This window comes from Mesorhizobium erdmanii, from assembly GCF_013170725.1.
In the GTDB taxonomy this organism is placed as follows: domain Bacteria; phylum Pseudomonadota; class Alphaproteobacteria; order Rhizobiales; family Rhizobiaceae; genus Mesorhizobium; species Mesorhizobium erdmanii.
Genome location: NZ_CP033361.1, coordinates 4,160,263 through 4,177,105, shown reverse-complemented (window position 1 = coordinate 4,177,105; position 16,843 = coordinate 4,160,263). Strand labels below are relative to the sequence as shown.

The following is a 16,843-nucleotide window of genomic DNA, read 5'->3' as shown; positions in this document are numbered from 1 at the left end:
CGGTAGGAATTTGAACCCGCGCTCTACGGCGCCCCCCTCTGGCCTGCCGGCCATCTCCCCCACAGGTGGGGAGATTGGCAGCTTCAGCGCCCCGCTCGCCTTCACCGCGTTGGAGATTGGCGAAGGCCGCGATGACATCTGATCTCCCTCCTTGTGGGGGAGATGTCCGGCAGGCCAGAGGGGAGCGCCGTAGAGCGCGGCTTCACAAATAAAGACGGAGAAAAATATGGAAACGATCGGCTTCATCGGCCTCGGCATCATGGGCGCACCGATGGCGGGGCATCTGCTCGACGCTGGCTATCATGTCATCGCCAGCGACCATCGCAGCAAGCCTCCGGCCGAGCTCATCGCCAAGGGGCTGAAAACACTTACCGGCCATGCCGCCGTGGCCAAGGGTGCCGACATCATCATCACCATGGTGCCCGACACGCCGCAGGTGGCCGATGTGCTGTTCGGCGACAACGGCGTCGCCTCCGGCCTGTCCAAAGGCAAGCTGGTGATCGACATGAGCTCGATCTCGCCGATCGAGACCAAGACCTTCGCCCGCAAGATCAACGATCTCGGCTGCGATTATCTCGATGCGCCGGTTTCGGGCGGCGAGGTCGGCGCCAAGGCGGCATCGCTCACCATCATGGTCGGCGGCGAGGAAAAGGCTTTTGAACGCGCCAAACCCGCGTTCGAGAAGATGGGCAAGAACATCACCTTGGTCGGCCCCAACGGTGTCGGCCAGACCACCAAGGTCGCCAACCAAATCGTCGTCGCGTTGACCATTGAAGCCGTCGCCGAAGCGCTTGTTTTTGCTTCGAAAGCCGGTGCCGACCCGGCCAAGGTCAGGCAGGCGCTGATGGGTGGGCTGGCGGCCTCGCGCATTCTGGAAGTGCATGGCGAGCGCATGGTCAAGCGCACCTTCGCGCCAGGCTTCCGCATCGAACTGCACCAGAAGGACCTCAATTTGGCGCTGGAAGGCGCCAAGGCGCTCGGCGTCTCCCTGCCCAACACCTCGACCACGCAACAACTGTTCAATTCCTGCGCCGCCAATGGTGGTGCGAAAGAAGATCATTCGGCGCTGGTCAGGGCGCTGGAGCGGATGGCCAATTTCGAAGTCGGGGTGGCGGCCGAAATCCAGGGCAAAGCGGCTTAGTTCGGGAGGGGCGGCGTAACGTTCCCAAGCCGCCATTCTTGTCCGTCGAAGAACGGGTTCCTGCGCCTGTCGCGGGAACCCGTTTCTCGTTTTTACGCAAGGACTGTCGCTGCGGGCTCAGCCGCGCTTCAAGAATGCCCGTGCTGCATAAAGGCTGACCGCCGCGGCATTCGACACATTGAGCGAGCGGATCGCACCGGGCATATCGAGCCGCGCCAGCGTCGTCACCGTCTCGCGCGTCTTCTGGCGCAGGCCTTTGCCCTCGGCGCCAAGCACTAGCGCTATCCTGCCGCCGGAAAAGCTCGTTTCGAGTTCCGCCGGTCCATCCGAATCAAGCCCGATCGTCTGGAAGCCAGCCTCGTGCAACTGCCCGAGCGCGTCGGCCAGGTTCTTCACCTCGATCTGGTCGATATGCTCCAGCGCGCCGGAGGCGGATTTGGCCAGCACGCCCGATTCCTGGGGGCTGTGGCGCGCGGTGGTGATCAGCGCGCCGGCACCGAAGGCCACCGCCGAGCGCAGTATGGCGCCGACATTGTGCGGATCGGTGACCTGGTCGAGCACCAGCACCAGCCTCGTATCACCGAGCGCATCGAGGCGCTTCGCTTTTAGCGGCTCCGCCTCGATCAGCACGCCCTGATGCACGGCGTCCGAGCCGGTGATCTTGTCGATGTCCCTGGGTTCGACCAGTTCCGCCGTGAAGGGCAGGGCGGCGAGGTCTGCTATCTCGAGACGCTCGGCCGCATTGCGCGTCACCAGCATTTTCCGAATCTTGCGGCGCGGATTGTCGAGTGCCGCCCGCACCGTGTGGAGGCCATAAAGCCGCACCAGGCCGTCCGCGGCGTTTTCGCCCGGCGGCACCGGCTGGCGTGGCCGGAACGCTGGCGCGCCGCCGCTTTTCTCGTCGCGAAAGGCGCGGCGCAGCTTGGCGTAATGGGTGTCTTTCGGGGTGTTGGTCTTGTTGCTCATGGCCGGCTTCTATAGCTGTCTCCCGCGGCCAGCGATATGGCCCGTCGACGCAGCCGGCGAACAACATCGAAAAAGCCTGGCCACGCGGTTGACACCCACTGGCCTTGCCGCCATAAGGCGCTTCGCTGATTTCGGAGAAGACATCTATCTCGGGCTCCGGGATCGGCAAGAATGCCTCGTTGCATGGCTCCGGCGGCAGACTGGAGAGGTGCCCGAGTGGTTAAAGGGGACGGACTGTAAATCCGTTGGCTTAGCCTACGTTGGTTCGAATCCAACCCTCTCCACCACTGCCGGCCCGGAAGCCCTGAAACGAAAAAGCATCGGGCCGAAAAGTGCATGGCGCTTTTCGGGTGAATCCGATACTTCAGTGCAAGGCGCGGGTATAGCTCAGTGGTAGAGCAGCAGCCTTCCAAGCTGAATATGCGGGTTCGATTCCCGCTACCCGCTCCAGATACTGATCCCCACGATCGGCAACCCGGACACTGCTCGGCCCAGACGCTGCGCGACCATGCGCACAGCGCTTCAGGGCATCGATATCAGCCGCGTCAGCTGTTGAAAGCGGAAGCCACCTGATGCTGCTGCGGCACCTGGCCGTTCGGCGTCAGCTTGTCGACGATGCCGGGCAGGGCGGTGGACAATTGCTGCAGCAGTTCCTGCTCGTTCATGCCGGTGCGCTGCGCGATCTCGCGGATCACTGCCGGACCGAGCGCCGAGCCGAGATCGCCCGGATTGATCGACTGGTTCTGGCCGGTGCCGACCCAGGAATCGGCGACGTTGCCATGGCCGGCATCCCTAAGCTTGTCGAGCAGGCCGCCCAGGCCGCCTAGCAGGCCGCCATCGGCCGACGTCGTGCCGGCGGGGGTGGGTGCGGGTGCTGGAGCCTCTTGCGGCTGTTCGGCACTTTTGCCGCTCAGCATTTTTCCGACCAGCAGCGCACCGAGCGCGATCATCAGCGGTTTGGTGATGTTGCCGCCGGGAACGGCGTTGTCAAAAAGTCCCATAGTGGATCCTCCATCTCGACCAAGCCCAGCCCATATCTGACAATGGCGCATCCGGGCGGAATTTCAAGCTGGCTTGAGCTTTTGACAATCATATGAAAATGTCGGACCGGCGGGGGATGGAGAGGAAAAAATGGGTATCATCAGCTGGATCATTCTCGGCGCTATCGCCGGGTTCCTTGGCAGCAAGATCGTCAACAAGACCGGCCAGGGCCTGATCATGGATATCGTGCTCGGCATTGTCGGTGCCATCGTCGGCGGTGTGATCTGCAGCCAGATCTTTGGCGTGGGTGTTACCGGCCTGAACATCTCCAGCCTGATCGTCGCGGTGGTTGGCGCGGTGGTTGTCCTGTGGGCCTACCATCAGTTCAGCGGGCGCCGGATCTAGGGCCAGCCGGATCGTCTGAAATTCGAATTTTCCGCCGAGGAGGCGAGGCCGCCTTCGGGCTTGTCTATTGCTGATGCTACGCGACCAAGGTCAGCCGGCGCTTGCGCTGGTCCAGCGACACGATGGTCAGCCCGCTGCCCACCACCAAAAGGATGCCGCAGACCGCCAGCGCATTGGGGAACTGCCCGAACACCAGCAGGCCCGAAATGACGGCCCAGACGGTAAAACTGTAATAGAACGGCGCCACCGCGCTGGTCGGCCCGACGCGGTAGGCCATGAAGATGAAGAAGTGGCCGAAGATCAGGAAAAACCCGGCACCGGCCATCAGCAGCAGATGGCGCGCCTCGGGCATGACCCAGCGCTCTGACGCCAGATGCGCCGCGCCCGCTCCGATCAGCACCACCACGACAGCGGAAATCGCCACGATCATCCCCGGCACTTCGGCCGGGACACGTCTGCCGGCAAGGTCGCGCGCGGCTGCCAGCGCCGCATTGCCGAGCGCCAGCAGCGCGTAGACCGAAATGCCTTGCATTGTCGGTTGCGCCACCATCAGCGCGCCGATGAAGCCGAGCCCGATCAGCGCCATGCGCTGTCCACCGATGCGCTCGCCAAAAAGGATCGACGAGCCAACCAGCATCAGCAGCGGCGTGATTTGTCCAAGCGCCGTGGAATCCGCGATCTGCATGTTGGCGAGCGCCACGACATAACAAAGGATCGCCGCCATCTCGAGCAGGTTCCTACGCAGCACATGGCCGTCGAAGATCAGTGGGATCTGCTTGCCGTAGCCCAGCAGGAACAGCAGCGGGAAGCCCCACAGCGTTGCCGCGACCCCGCGCAGGAACAGCACCTCGTAGGATGGCAAGCCAGCCGTCGCGAGCTTCATCATCGTATCGTTGACGAGATACGACCCGGTCGAGACGATCATGAACAGCGGGCCGCGGATCGAGGCAGGGATGAAATGCATGGCGTCAGGAGATCAGACCTCTGCTGCCGCCGCAATGGGCCATCACCTGGCCGTGAACCAGACAGGGATTGGCGGGCAGAAGCCTTGGATGCCGGGTCCGATCGATCGGCCGGGCACCCATTCCATTTCACCCATTGCCTTCCTATATCAGCGCCACATCCCCGCAATCGGATCCCAGGTTCGGACTGAGTGAGACGGCACCCGGCCAAAAGACGCTTGTGTTTTTTGGCCTTTGTCGCTAATCGCCCCGCATTCGACTGAACTGAAGGTCAAGGCCGTCCAAGGAAAGAGACTATGGCAAAAGGTAAATTCGAGCGCACTAAGCCTCATGTGAACATCGGCACGATTGGTCACGTTGACCATGGCAAGACGTCGCTGACGGCGGCGATCACGAAGTATTTTGGCGAGTACAAGCGCTACGACCAGATCGATGCGGCGCCGGAAGAGAAGGCACGCGGCATCACGATCTCGACGGCTCACGTCGAATACGAGACGGCCAACCGGCACTACGCTCACGTCGACTGCCCCGGCCACGCCGACTATGTGAAGAACATGATCACCGGTGCGGCGCAGATGGACGGCGCGATCCTGGTCGTGTCGGCCGCCGACGGCCCGATGCCGCAGACCCGCGAGCACATCCTGCTTGCCCGTCAGGTCGGCGTGCCGTCGATCGTGGTGTTCCTGAACAAGGTCGACCAGGTCGACGACGCCGAGCTGCTCGAACTGGTCGAGCTCGAGGTTCGCGAGCTTCTGTCGAAGAACGAGTTCCCCGGCGACGACATTCCGATCGTCAAGGGTTCGGCGCTGGCCGCTCTCGAGGATTCGAACAAGACGATCGGCGAGGACGCGATCCGCGAGCTGATGGCTCAGGTCGACGCCTATATCCCGACGCCGGTTCGTCCGCTCGACAAGCCGTTCCTGATGCCGATCGAGGACGTGTTCTCGATCTCGGGCCGTGGCACGGTCGTGACCGGCCGCGTCGAGCGCGGCGTGGTCAAGGTTGGCGAGGAACTCGAGATCATCGGCATCCGTCCGACGACCAAGACGACCTGCACGGGCGTCGAGATGTTCCGCAAGCTGCTCGATCAGGGCCAGGCTGGCGACAACATCGGCGCGCTGCTGCGCGGCGTTGACCGTGAAGGTGTCGAGCGTGGCCAGGTTCTGGCCAAGCCGGGCACGGTGAAGCCGCACAAGAAGTTCGTGGCCGAAGCCTACATCCTGACCAAGGACGAAGGTGGCCGTCACACGCCGTTCTTCACCAACTACCGTCCGCAGTTCTACTTCCGCACGACTGACGTGACCGGCATCGTGTCGCTGCCGGCCGGCACCGAGATGGTGATGCCTGGCGACAACATCACGGTCGATGTCGAGCTGATCGTGCCGATCGCCATGGAAGAGAAGCTGCGCTTCGCCATCCGTGAAGGCGGCCGCACCGTCGGTGCCGGCATCGTCGTCACCATTAAGGAATAATGGACACCGGCATTTGGCCGGATCGACAAAGAAAGGGCGGTCTTCGGGCCGCCCTTTTTCGTTTCCGACACTCCATGGGACAGCCGCGGCCGCGATCGTTTCAAAGCTGTTGCAAGCGCCATCGCGCCAACTAGTATAGATTGCATTGCGGGAGCTTGGCGAAAGAGTGGTTCCAGGGCGCTGTTTCGAGGCATGGTGGTTGCGGGCGCTCGTCCGCCTCATGCTGTTTGCCGCCGTGGTGTTGGCGGTGCCAGTGGCGCGGGCTCAGGAGCAGTCGCAGGACATCCCGCCAATGCGGTTCGCCGTCGTGCGAAGCAATGCGCCGGGTTGCGAGCCCAATTGTCCGGAATGGATATCGGCCGAAGGCACCATCGAGGCGGACACGCCGTCGCTGTTCAAGCGCACGCTCAAGGCGCTCAAAGGCCGGCAATTGCCGGTGGTCGTCAATTCCCCCGGCGGCAATGTCGATGCGGCGGTGACGCTTGGCCAGATGATCCGCAAGAACAAGCTCGATATCGCCGTCGGTACGACGGTGTTTTACGGCTGCGAGCCGCAGATGAAAAATTGCCAGGACAATAAGGGCAGGGGCGCCGACTACTTAGGCATGGCCGAAGACAACGGCGCCATGTGCAATTCTGCTTGCCCGCTGATGTTTTCCGGCGGAATTCGCCGCGTGGTCGGGGACTTCGCCTATCTCGGCGTCCACCAGATCACTACCACTTACCAGCGCGAGAAGCTGCTCTACCGCACCACCTACCAGATCGTGAACGGCAGGAAGAAGATCATCAGCACCAGGATCGTCAGCCGCAAGAACGCGGGTAGCTACAAGACCTACGAAATGAGCAAGGCGGTCGAGAAGAAGCTTTCGGCCTATCTGAAGGGAATGGGAATAGGCGATGGCGTGCTCCTGACGATGAGGAACACGCCGGCCACCGAAATCCATCAACTGGTTCTCCAAAACATGCTGCGGATGAACCTCGTCACGTCCCTGGACACGGTCGAGCTTTTCACCGCCAGCACGATCTGCAAGGCAGATCCGATGCCGGCGAATTGCCGGGCGATATTGACGGACAAGGACAAAGGGACAGGGTCCGCAAATGTCGCGGCCGCCCAGGCAAAATCCGCTCTGCCCTCGTCGGCCAAGACCGTGGCGCCGAAGGAGGCGGACATGCGTTTTGTGCTCGTCCGCGGCGGCAACCCGCTGTGCAATCCCGACTGCCCGGAATGGATCTCGGCGGAGGGTAAGATCACCGCACAGACGCCGGAAAGCCTGCGCCAGGCGCTCGATGCCGTCGCCGACCGGCGGCTGCCGATCGTCATCAGTTCGCAAGGAGGCGATGTCGAGGGCGCGCTTGCCGCCGGCAGGCTGATCCGGGAACGCAAGCTCGATGTCGTCGTCGCTCATACCGATTTCGTCGATTGCGATCCCGCGGCGGATTGCCTGGCCAAGGATGGCGTCCACACCGGACTTACCATCGAATCGGAGGGCGAATGTGCTTCGGTCTGTGCGATCATGGTTGCCGGTGGCGTCAGGCGCCTGATTGGCCCGGCCGTGCGTCTCAGCGTGGGGTCCGTTGGTTTCGAGGACAAGGTCGAGGCGTATCTCAAGGAAATGGCGGTCAGGCCCGGCCTGTTCGCCATCTCCCGGGATCAACGGCAGCTCGATCGGGAGACGATACTCAAATTCGGGCTGGCGACCGGACGTCAGTCTGCTGACGAACTGACCGGCGCCACCATATGCAGGTCGGTTCCGAGGCCGGACAATTGCCGGGTCATTCCGTCCGCCAATGCCGAAGCCGACATGCCGGCCAAACTGTAGAGCCATTCCAAGGAAAAGTGTGAAGCGGTTTTCCGTCCGGAATTGCGTCAGGGCGAACAGCGTTGCGCATGTTGAACTGGCCATCGTGGCAGGTTGAGGCCGGGCGGGTGTTTCGGCTACCGTCCGTGGCGATCGAGGACGGATGACCGCCATGCGCAAGGATGTTCCGACACTGTACGAATGGGCCGGCGGCAGCGACGCGCTGAACCGGCTGACACAGACCTTCTATGACAAGGTGGCGCAGGACCCGGTCGTCGGGCCGGTGTTCAAGACCATGTCGCCTGACCATCCCGCCCATGTCGCCGCCTTCATCGGCGAGGTCTTCGGCGGACCGAAGACCTACAGCGAAAAATTCGGCGGCCACCGCGAGATGGTCATGCATCATCTGGGCAAGCATTTGACCGAAGAGCAGCGCCGCCGCTGGATCAACCTGCTCGCCGATGCCGCCGACGAGGTCGGCCTGCCCGACGATCCCGAATTCCGCTCGGCCTTCACAGGCTATGTCGAATGGGGATCACGGCTGGCCAAGATGAACTCCAATCTCGGCGAGACCTGTGATCCGCAGGCCGAACCGATGCCGGCCTGGGGCTGGGGCGTACCCGGCGGACCGTACACGCCACCGGCCGGCAAATCGTAGTCGTAGCCGTTGCGACAAGCCGAAGCGGCGGCCAGTCATCACCGGTCCGGATTTCTGGCAAAGGGGATGAAGCGCGTTTGCGTGCAAACCACTCTTTACACAGAGCGCGGAAGCTTTTAGGAAGCCCCTGCTGCGCCGAGGCGCGCACGATACGGGCATAGCTCAGTTGGTAGAGCGGCGGTCTCCAAAACCGCAGGTCGTAGGTTCGAGCCCTGCTGCCCGTGCCATTTTCCTAGAATGGTCATCGGAAACGATATTTTGTGGGCTGCCTTTGAAAATCGGCGACCCGCTTGCCATATTAGCCCGGTTGGGGCATAAGGGCGCCATAGCCGGGACGGAACGACTGGATGGTTCCGAGGCGGCGTTTGGTCATAAAGCGGGCACTTGCCACTTGCGTGGATCAAGAATCGGTTTTATGTAGACAGAACAGACACGCGACGCGTGGAGCTGGGAAGCCGGCTTTACGCGTCTGATTTGCATGGGCGAAATGATTGCGCTGATTCGGCGCGAGACTGGGCTCAGGCGGCACGTCCCGGCCAGCGGGATCATCCAGGGGGCCCGGCCAACGGGTCTTGAAGACAGAGCGGCATATGGCTTCGAAAACCACAAATCCTTTCGTCTTTCTCCAGCAGGTTCGCGCGGAGACCGCCAAGGTGACTTGGCCGTCGCGTCGCGAAACGATGATCTCGACGGTGATGGTTCTGGCCTTCGCTGTGATTGCGATGATTTTTTTCTTTAGCGCCGATCAATTGATGGGCCTCGCGATCGAACAGATTCTGGGCATTGGACGCTAAGTCCGGCGACTACGGAGAAGTCTAAAAAAATGGCTGCGCGCTGGTACATCGTCCACGCTTATTCGAACTTTGAAAAGAAGGTCGCCGAGGACATCGAGAACAAGGCCAAGCAGAAGGGCCTGTCCGCCGATATCGAGCAGATCGTGGTGCCGACCGAAAAGGTCGTCGAGGTTCGTCGTGGCCGCAAGGTCGATGCCGAGCGCAAGTTCTTCCCGGGCTATGTGCTCCTGAAGGCCAATTTGACGGATGCCGTGTTCTCGCTGGTCAAGAACACGCCCAAGGTCACAGGCTTTCTCGGTGACTCCAAGCCGGTGCCGATCACCGAGGCGGAGGCGCAGCGCATCCTGAACCAGGTGCAGGAAGGCGTCGAGCGGCCGAAGCCCTCGGTTACTTTCGAGATCGGCGAGGCGATCCGCGTCTCGGATGGTCCTTTCGCGTCGTTCAACGGCTTCGTCCAGGAAGTGGACGAGGAGCGGGCGCGGCTCAAGGTGGAAGTTTCGATCTTCGGGCGCGCCGTGCCCGTCGATCTGGAATTCGGACAGGTCGAAAAGGGCTGATCCGAAATCCCTGATGCCGGCCGCTCTTGCTGGTTCGGCGATCGGGGGAGGCGGTGCGGAAACGCACGGCCTGACAACGGTGGGAGGCGAATGTGGCTTAGCCGGCCGCGCGAACCGCACCACCAGACTGCAACCGCCGGTGTTTCCCCTGATGATGGGGCCGGCATAGACAAAGGCAGGAAAAGAGATGGCTAAGAAAATTGCAGGCCAGCTCAAGCTTCAGGTCTCCGCGGGTTCGGCTACGCCGTCGCCTCCGATCGGCCCGGCGCTTGGTCAGCGTGGCATCAACATCATGGAGTTCTGCAAGGCGTTCAACGCGCAGACCCAGGAAATGGAAAAGGGATCGCCGGTTCCGGTCGTCATCACCTACTACCAGGACAAGTCGTTCACCTTCGTCATGAAGACGCCGCCGGTGAGCTATTTCCTGAAGAAGGCCGCAAACCTCAAGTCGGGCTCGAAGGAGCCGGGCAAGGTCAAGGCTGGCACCGTTTCGCGCGACAAGGTGCGCGAAATCGCGACCGCCAAGATGAAGGATCTGAACGCAAACGACGTCGAGGCGGCCATGCGCATGGTCGAGGGCTCTGCCCGCTCGATGGGTCTGGAAGTGGTGGGCTGAGATCATGGCAAAGATTGCAAAGCGTGTATCGAAGACCCGCGAAGGCATCGATCCCAACAAGGCGTATGCCCTGGGTGAAGCGCTGAAGCTGCTCAAGGACCGTTCGTCGGTCAAGTTCGACGAGACCGTCGAAGTCGCCATGAACCTCGGCGTCGACCCGCGCCATGCCGACCAGATGGTCCGCGGCGTGGTCAACCTGCCGAACGGCACCGGCCGCTCGGTTCGCGTCGCCGTGTTCGCCCGTGGCGACAAGGCCGAGGAAGCCAAGGCCGCCGGCGCCGACATCGTCGGTGCGGAAGACCTGGTCGACATCGTCCAGAAGGGCACGATCGATTTCGATCGCTGCATCGCCACGCCGGACATGATGCCGCTGGTCGGCCGTCTCGGTAAGGTGCTCGGCCCGCGCGGCATGATGCCGAACCCGAAGGTCGGCACCGTCACCACCGACGTCGCCGCCGCCGTCAAGGCATCGAAGGGCGGCGCGGTCGAGTTCCGCGTCGAAAAGGCCGGCATCGTTCATGCTGGCGTCGGCAAGGTCTCGTTCGACGTCAAGGCGCTGGAAGAGAACATCCGTGCCTTCGCCGATGCGGTGACCAAGGCAAAGCCGGCTGGCGCCAAGGGCAACTACGTCAAGAAGGTGTCGGTCACCTCGACGATGGGCCCGGGCCTCAAGCTCGACGTCTCGACGCTCACAGCGTCCTGATTAAGACCCTTTGGATCGGCCGCCATAAGGCCGATCCGTGATTGAATTCCGGGCCTCGGATTTATCCTGGGCCCGGTGCCGGAAGTCGAAAGGCTTCCGGACATCCTGTCCGAGATTGCAGGCGGCCCAAAAGCCTTAATTCATGTGGGCCTGCATGAGACGGGTGAAGACCCGACAACGGAGCAAGTGCTCCAATGAAAGGTTCGAACCGTGTTTGCCTTTTGTCTGCGCATCGCCGGCTTGTCCGTCGGTGTGGCGAAAGGGGGCAGGATCCTCGAGCGTCGTTCGGGAGATCCGTTACTGGATGGCCCGGCCGGCAAAAGGCAACCCGACGCCTGTCCTGTCATTGGGAATGTTCCCTTTGACCAGGATTGGGGTCAACTGGAGATAGGCAGTGGACAGAGCGGAAAAACGCGAACTCGTCACGGGCCTGAACGAAGCGTTCGGAAACGCGGGTTCAGTCGTCGTGGCCCACTATGCCGGTATCACCGTCGCGCAAATGAACGACCTTCGGTCGAAAATGCGCGCTGCCGGTGGCACCGTTAAAGTCGCGAAGAACCGTCTCGCCAAAATCGCTCTTCAGGGCACGGACTCCGCATCGATCATCGACCTGTTCAAGGGACAGACGCTGATTGCTTATTCGGAGGATCCGATTGCGGCGCCGAAGGTCGCGTCCGATTTCGCCAAGGGGAATGACAAGTTGATCATTCTCGGCGGCGCAATGGGCACCACCTCGCTCAATGCCGACGGTGTGAAGGCACTCGCCACACTTCCGTCGCTCGATGAGCTGCGCGCCAGGCTGGTTGGCATGATCGCCACGCCGGCAACCCGGATCGCCCAGATCGTCAATGCGCCAGCGGCTTCGGTCGCCCGCGTCATCGGCGCTTACGCCCGGAAGGACGAGGCGGCATGAGGCCGTTCCTCGCTATCAAAAACACACGTTCGAACCTAACGAAGGAATACAACAATGGCTGATCTCGCAAAGATCGTAGACGACCTTTCGAAGCTGACCGTCCTCGAGGCGGCCGAGCTGTCGAAGCTTCTGGAAGAAAAGTGGGGCGTTTCGGCTGCTGCTCCGGTGGCGGTTGCCGCTGCTGGCGGCGCTGCCGCTGCTGCTGCTCCGGCCGAGGAAAAGACGGAATTCGACGTCGTCCTCACCGACGCTGGCGCTCAGAAGATCAACGTCATCAAGGAAGTCCGCGCCATCACCGGTCTTGGCCTCAAGGAAGCCAAGGACCTGGTGGAAGCGGCTCCGAAGCCGGTCAAGGAAGGCGTTTCCAAGGCCGACGCCGACAAGTTCAAGGCCCAGCTGGAAGCAGCAGGCGCCAAGGTCGACCTGAAGTAAGCGTAAAAGCGGCGGGCGGCCTCGCGCCGTCCGCCACTCCCTTCAGAAGGGAGGACGCGTAGCGCGAGATGTACGAGAACCTCTTTCCTGAGGGCCGAAACCGGCCTTCAGGAAACGGGTTTTCTCCCGTTTTGGCCGGTAGCCCAGGCTGCCGGAGAACAGACAGAGAGCTGCCGCCCAGGCGGCTCGGTATGCAAGGCGGGCCGCGGCGAGGCCCGTCCCGAGTTTAGAGCTAAGGAGCGACGATGGCCCAGACCCAGACTTTCAATGGCCGCAGACGCGTACGCAAGTTTTTCGGAAAGATTCCGGAAGTTGCGGAGATGCCGAACCTTATCGAGGTTCAGAAGGCATCCTATGACCAGTTCCTGATGGTGGACGAGCCCAAGGGCGGCCGTCCGGACGAGGGACTGCAGGCTGTTTTCAAGTCGGTCTTCCCGATCTCCGATTTTTCCGGCTCCTCCATGCTGGAGTTCGTGAAGTACGAGTTCGAAGGACCGAAATTCGACGTTGACGAATGCCGTCAGCGCGACCTGACCTATGCCGCGCCGCTGAAGGTGACGCTGCGCCTCATCGTGTTCGATATCGACGAGGATACCGGCGCCAAGTCGATCAAGGATATCAAGGAGCAGGACGTCTATATGGGCGACATGCCGCTCATGACCTTGAACGGCACCTTCATCGTCAACGGCACCGAGCGCGTCATCGTCTCGCAGATGCACCGTTCGCCGGGCGTCTTCTTCGACCACGACAAGGGCAAGTCGCACTCGTCGGGCAAGCTTTTGTTCGCGGCGCGCGTCATTCCCTATCGCGGTTCGTGGCTCGACATCGAGTTCGATTCCAAGGACGTCGTGCACGCCCGCATCGACCGCCGCCGCAAGATCCCGGTGACGTCGCTGCTGATGGCGCTCGGCATGGACGGCGAAGAGATCCTGTCGACGTTCTACAACAAGATCACCTACAAGCGCGCCGGCGACCACTGGCGCATTCCGTTCAACGTCGAGCGTTTCCGCGGCCTCAAGGCTGTCGGCGACCTGATCGACGCCGATACGGGCGAGATCGTTGTCGAGCAAGGCAAGAAGATCACCGCCCGCCAGGCGCGCCAGCTCGGCGAGAAGGGTCTGAAGGCGATCAAGGCGACCGACGAGGATCTGCTCGGCAACTACCTGGCCGAGGACATCGTCAACTACGCCACCGGCGAGATCTTCCTCGAGGCCGGCGACGAGATCGACGAGAAGACCCTGAAGGTGCTGCTTGGCACCGGCGAGCAGGAGATCAAGGTTCTCGACATCGACCACGTCAATGTCGGCGCCTACATCCGCAACACGCTCAACGTCGACAAGAACGAGAGCCGCCAGGACGCGCTGTTCGACATCTACCGTGTCATGCGCCCGGGCGAGCCGCCGACGCTCGAGACTGCCGAAGCCATGTTCAACTCGCTGTTCTTCGACAGCGAGCGGTACGATCTGTCGGCTGTCGGCCGCGTCAAGATGAACATGCGCCTCGAGCTCAAGGCCGAGGACACCGTGCGCGTGCTACGCAAGGACGACATCCTGGCCGTGGTCAAGACGTTGGTTGAATTGCGCGACGGCAAGGGCGAGATCGACGACATCGACAATCTCGGCAACCGCCGCGTGCGGTCCGTCGGCGAGTTGATGGAGAACCAGTACCGCGTCGGCCTGCTGCGCATGGAGCGCGCGATCAAGGAGCGTATGTCCTCGATCGAGATCGACACGGTGATGCCGCAGGACCTGATCAACGCCAAGCCGGCGGCCGCCGCCGTGCGCGAGTTCTTCGGTTCCTCGCAGCTGTCGCAGTTCATGGACCAGACCAACCCGCTGTCGGAGATCACCCACAAGCGTCGCCTGTCGGCGCTTGGACCGGGCGGTCTGACCCGCGAGCGCGCCGGCTTCGAAGTGCGCGACGTGCATCCGACGCATTACGGCCGTATCTGCCCGATCGAGACGCCGGAAGGCCCGAATATCGGTCTGATCAACTCGCTGGCCACCTTCGCGCGTGTCAACAAGTACGGTTTCATCGAGAGCCCGTACCGCAAGATCGTCGACGGCAAGCTGACCAATGACGTCGTCTATCTCTCGGCGATGGAAGAAGCCAAGCACCATGTCGCGCAGGCCAACGCCGAGCTCGACAAGAATGGCGGCTTCGTCGACGAGTTCGTCATTTGCCGCAGTGCCGGCGAAGTGATGATGGCGCCGCGCGAAAACGTCGACCTGATGGACGTTTCGCCCAAGCAGATGGTGTCGGTGGCCGCGGCCCTGATCCCGTTCCTCGAGAACGACGACGCCAACCGCGCGCTGATGGGCTCGAACATGCAGCGCCAGGCCGTGCCGCTGGTGCGCGCCGAGGCGCCGTTCGTCGGCACCGGCATGGAGCCGATCGTTGCCCGTGACTCCGGCGCCGCCATCGGCGCCCGCCGCGGCGGCATCGTCGACCAGGTGGACGCGACGCGTATCGTTATCCGCGCGACGGAAGATCTCGATCCGGGCAAGTCCGGCGTCGACATCTACCGGTTGATGAAGTTCCAGCGTTCGAACCAGAACACGTGCATCAACCAGCGTCCGCTGGTGCGCATGGGTGACCGGGTCAACAAGGGCGACATCATCGCCGACGGTCCATCGACCGAGCTCGGTGATCTGGCGCTCGGCCGCAACGTGCTGGTCGCGTTCATGCCGTGGAACGGCTACAACTACGAGGACTCGATCCTGCTCTCCGAGCGCATCGTGGCCGACGACGTCTTCACCTCGATCCACATCGAGGAGTTCGAGGTCATGGCGCGCGATACCAAGCTCGGTCCGGAGGAAATCACGCGCGACATTCCGAACGTTTCGGAAGAAGCGCTGAAGAACCTCGACGAAGCCGGCATCGTCTATATCGGCGCGGAAGTTCAGCCGGGCGACATCCTGGTCGGCAAGATCACGCCGAAGGGCGAAAGCCCGATGACGCCGGAAGAAAAGCTTCTGCGCGCCATCTTCGGTGAAAAGGCTTCCGACGTTCGCGACACGTCGATGCGCATGCCTCCGGGCACTTTCGGCACCGTCGTCGAGGTGCGCGTGTTCAATCGCCACGGTGTGGAGAAGGACGAGCGCGCCATGGCGATCGAGCGCGAGGAGATCGAACGCCTCGCCAAGGACCGCGACGACGAGCAGGCCATTCTGGACCGCAACGTCTACGCGCGTCTTTCCGACGTGCTCGTCGGCAAGGAAGCGATCGCTGGACCGAAGGGCTTCAAGAAGGGCTCGACGCTGTCCAAGGACACGCTCGACGAGTATCCGCGTTCGCAGTGGTGGCAGTTTGCCGTGGAGAACGAAAAGCTCCAGAGCGAACTGGAAGCCCTGCGTGGCCAGTACGACGACTCCAAGAAGGCGCTCGAACAGCGCTTCATGGACAAGGTCGAGAAGGTCCAGCGCGGCGACGAAATGCCTCCGGGCGTCATGAAGATGGTCAAGGTCTTCGTGGCGGTGAAGCGCAAGATGCAGCCGGGCGACAAGATGGCCGGCCGTCACGGCAACAAGGGTGTCGTGTCGCGCATCGTTCCGGTCGAGGACATGCCTTTCCTCGAGGACGGCACGCATGCCGATATCGTGCTCAACCCGCTGGGTGTGCCGAGCCGCATGAATGTCGGCCAGATCCTGGAGACGCATCTGGGCTGGGCTTGCGCCGGCATGGGCAAGAAGATCGGCGAGCTGATCGAGACGTACAAGTCGGCGGGCGACATCAAGCCGCTGCGCAAGACGCTCGAGAGCTTCATGCCGGCCAATGACCGCAACGAGCCGGTCCGCGAATATGACGACGAGAGCATTGTTCGCCTCAGCGAGCAGATGCGCCGCGGCGTCTCGATCGCGACCCCGGTGTTCGACGGCGCGCACGAGGCTGACATCAACATCATGCTGGAGCAGGCGGGCCTGCACACATCAGGTCAGTCGCAGCTCTATGACGGACGCACGGGCGAGCCGTTCGATCGCAAGGTGACGATGGGCTATATCTATATGCTCAAGCTTCACCACCTGGTGGACGACAAGATCCACGCGCGTTCGATCGGTCCGTACTCGCTCGTCACCCAGCAGCCGCTGGGCGGCAAGGCGCAGTTCGGTGGCCAGCGCTTCGGCGAAATGGAGGTCTGGGCGCTGGAAGCCTACGGCGCCGCCTACACGTTGCAGGAGATGCTGACGGTGAAGTCGGACGACGTCGCCGGCCGCACCAAGGTCTACGAGGCGATCGTCCGTGGCGACGACACCTTCGAGGCCGGCATCCCGGAGAGCTTCAACGTGCTCGTCAAGGAAATGCGGTCGCTTGGCCTCAATGTCGAGCTGGAGAATACCAAGCTCGACGACAACCCTGTCCGGCTGCCCGACGCAGCTGAATAAGGCTTTTGGCGCGCCGCGGAAGCCGCGGCGCGCTCACCAAATTCTTCGGCCGGTGGGCCGACC

15 protein-coding genes and 3 tRNA genes are annotated in these 16,843 nt (G+C 62.4%); 15 read left to right on the top strand and 3 right to left on the bottom strand.

Translation table 11 applies throughout. The features are described 5' to 3' along the window. The first annotated feature begins 226 nt into the window (after window positions 1–226). Window positions 227–1,141 (top strand): 2-hydroxy-3-oxopropionate reductase, encoded by a 915-nt coding sequence (locus EB233_RS20290; RefSeq protein ID WP_064991438.1) that lies wholly within the window; start codon window positions 227–229, stop codon window positions 1,139–1,141. A 117-nt stretch (window positions 1,142–1,258) separates the two neighbouring features. Here the strand turns inward: EB233_RS20290 and EB233_RS20285 are convergent, their stop codons facing one another. Further along, entirely contained in the window at window positions 1,259–2,107 is an 849-nt protein-coding gene (locus EB233_RS20285; protein ID WP_064991437.1) for a TrmH family RNA methyltransferase, read from the bottom strand. Window positions 2,108–2,309: 202 nt separating this feature from the next. Here EB233_RS20285 and EB233_RS20280 point away from each other — a divergent pair. Together EB233_RS20280 and EB233_RS20275 are read left to right on the top strand one after the other, a co-directional pair. Further along, window positions 2,310–2,394 (top strand) — tRNA-Tyr (locus EB233_RS20280). A gap of 89 nt (window positions 2,395–2,483) precedes the next feature. Next, window positions 2,484–2,557, top strand: a tRNA-Gly gene (locus EB233_RS20275). Window positions 2,558–2,652: 95 nt separating this feature from the next. Here EB233_RS20275 and EB233_RS20270 read toward each other — a convergent pair. Beyond that, window positions 2,653–3,108: a YidB family protein gene (locus EB233_RS20270; RefSeq protein WP_064991436.1), complete on the bottom strand. Its 456-nt coding sequence runs from the start codon at window positions 3,106–3,108 to the stop codon at window positions 2,653–2,655. 130 nt (window positions 3,109–3,238) lie between these two features. Between EB233_RS20270 and EB233_RS20265 the strand changes: the two genes are divergently transcribed. Next, window positions 3,239–3,493, top strand: a complete 255-nt coding sequence (locus tag EB233_RS20265; protein WP_027051771.1) for a GlsB/YeaQ/YmgE family stress response membrane protein — start codon at window positions 3,239–3,241, stop codon at window positions 3,491–3,493. Window positions 3,494–3,569: 76 nt separating this feature from the next. Here EB233_RS20265 and EB233_RS20260 read toward each other — a convergent pair whose 3' ends face one another. After that, window positions 3,570–4,457: a DMT family transporter gene (locus EB233_RS20260; protein WP_027051772.1), complete on the bottom strand. Its 888-nt coding sequence runs from the start codon at window positions 4,455–4,457 to the stop codon at window positions 3,570–3,572. A gap of 294 nt (window positions 4,458–4,751) precedes the next feature. On the opposite strand from EB233_RS20260, the gene tuf reads away from it, so the two are divergent. The 11 genes from tuf to rpoB all read left to right on the top strand — a co-directional run bounded on the left by tuf (window position 4,752) and on the right by rpoB (window position 16,780). Further along, window positions 4,752–5,927 carry an elongation factor Tu gene (gene tuf / locus EB233_RS20255; RefSeq protein ID WP_010909256.1) on the top strand — a complete coding sequence of 392 codons (1,176 nt, stop codon included), beginning with the start codon at window positions 4,752–4,754 and terminating at the stop codon, window positions 5,925–5,927. A 220-nt stretch (window positions 5,928–6,147) separates the two neighbouring features. Continuing rightward, window positions 6,148–7,746, top strand: a complete 1,599-nt coding sequence (locus EB233_RS20250; protein ID WP_244277804.1) for a COG3904 family protein — start codon at window positions 6,148–6,150, stop codon at window positions 7,744–7,746. A gap of 151 nt (window positions 7,747–7,897) precedes the next feature. Beyond that, window positions 7,898–8,383 (top strand): group II truncated hemoglobin, encoded by a 486-nt coding sequence (locus EB233_RS20245; protein WP_064991646.1) that lies wholly within the window; start codon window positions 7,898–7,900, stop codon window positions 8,381–8,383. A 151-nt stretch (window positions 8,384–8,534) separates the two neighbouring features. Continuing rightward, window positions 8,535–8,610 (top strand) — tRNA-Trp (locus tag EB233_RS20240). Window positions 8,611–8,973: 363 nt separating this feature from the next. Continuing rightward, complete coding sequence (secE, locus tag EB233_RS20235) at window positions 8,974–9,177, top strand: preprotein translocase subunit SecE (protein WP_027055615.1); 204 nt, start codon at window positions 8,974–8,976, stop codon at window positions 9,175–9,177. Between the two features lie 29 nt (window positions 9,178–9,206). After that, window positions 9,207–9,734, top strand: coding sequence for a transcription termination/antitermination protein NusG (nusG, locus tag EB233_RS20230; RefSeq protein ID WP_010909261.1), 528 nt, complete (start codon window positions 9,207–9,209; stop codon window positions 9,732–9,734). A gap of 187 nt (window positions 9,735–9,921) precedes the next feature. Then, on the top strand, window positions 9,922–10,350 hold the full coding sequence (gene rplK / locus EB233_RS20225; RefSeq protein WP_010909262.1) for a 50S ribosomal protein L11: 429 nt from the start codon (window positions 9,922–9,924) through the stop codon (window positions 10,348–10,350). A gap of 4 nt (window positions 10,351–10,354) precedes the next feature. Further along, a complete protein-coding gene (gene rplA, locus EB233_RS20220; protein WP_064991434.1) occupies window positions 10,355–11,053 on the top strand; it encodes a 50S ribosomal protein L1 in 699 nt (232 codons plus the stop codon). A 394-nt stretch (window positions 11,054–11,447) separates the two neighbouring features. Then, complete coding sequence (rplJ, locus tag EB233_RS20215; RefSeq protein ID WP_027055613.1) at window positions 11,448–11,966, top strand: 50S ribosomal protein L10; 519 nt, start codon at window positions 11,448–11,450, stop codon at window positions 11,964–11,966. A gap of 54 nt (window positions 11,967–12,020) precedes the next feature. Then, window positions 12,021–12,398: a 50S ribosomal protein L7/L12 gene (gene rplL, locus EB233_RS20210; RefSeq protein ID WP_010909265.1), complete on the top strand. Its 378-nt coding sequence runs from the start codon at window positions 12,021–12,023 to the stop codon at window positions 12,396–12,398. Window positions 12,399–12,643: 245 nt separating this feature from the next. Next, on the top strand, window positions 12,644–16,780 hold the full coding sequence (gene rpoB, locus EB233_RS20205; RefSeq protein WP_064991433.1) for a DNA-directed RNA polymerase subunit beta: 4,137 nt from the start codon (window positions 12,644–12,646) through the stop codon (window positions 16,778–16,780). Window positions 16,781–16,843: the final 63 nt, after the last annotated feature.

Bases quoted from the DNA above. Each gene is read 5' to 3' on its own strand.
- EB233_RS20290 (WP_064991438.1), top strand. From the start codon at position 227: ATGGAAACGATCGGCTTCATCGGCCTCGGCATCATGGGCGCACCGATG.
- EB233_RS20285 (WP_064991437.1), bottom strand. From the start codon at position 2,107: ATGAGCAACAAGACCAACACCCCGAAAGACACCCATTACGCCAAGCTG.
- EB233_RS20270 (WP_064991436.1), bottom strand. From the start codon at position 3,108: ATGGGACTTTTTGACAACGCCGTTCCCGGCGGCAACATCACCAAACCG.
- EB233_RS20265 (WP_027051771.1), top strand. From the start codon at position 3,239: ATGGGTATCATCAGCTGGATCATTCTCGGCGCTATCGCCGGGTTCCTT.
- EB233_RS20260 (WP_027051772.1), bottom strand. From the start codon at position 4,457: ATGCATTTCATCCCTGCCTCGATCCGCGGCCCGCTGTTCATGATCGTC.
- tuf (WP_010909256.1), top strand. From the start codon at position 4,752: ATGGCAAAAGGTAAATTCGAGCGCACTAAGCCTCATGTGAACATCGGC.
- EB233_RS20250 (WP_244277804.1), top strand. From the start codon at position 6,148: ATGCTGTTTGCCGCCGTGGTGTTGGCGGTGCCAGTGGCGCGGGCTCAG.
- EB233_RS20245 (WP_064991646.1), top strand. From the start codon at position 7,898: ATGCGCAAGGATGTTCCGACACTGTACGAATGGGCCGGCGGCAGCGAC.
- secE (WP_027055615.1), top strand. From the start codon at position 8,974: ATGGCTTCGAAAACCACAAATCCTTTCGTCTTTCTCCAGCAGGTTCGC.
- nusG (WP_010909261.1), top strand. From the start codon at position 9,207: ATGGCTGCGCGCTGGTACATCGTCCACGCTTATTCGAACTTTGAAAAG.
- rplK (WP_010909262.1), top strand. From the start codon at position 9,922: ATGGCTAAGAAAATTGCAGGCCAGCTCAAGCTTCAGGTCTCCGCGGGT.
- rplA (WP_064991434.1), top strand. From the start codon at position 10,355: ATGGCAAAGATTGCAAAGCGTGTATCGAAGACCCGCGAAGGCATCGAT.
- rplL (WP_010909265.1), top strand. From the start codon at position 12,021: ATGGCTGATCTCGCAAAGATCGTAGACGACCTTTCGAAGCTGACCGTC.
- rpoB (WP_064991433.1), top strand. From the start codon at position 12,644: ATGGCCCAGACCCAGACTTTCAATGGCCGCAGACGCGTACGCAAGTTT.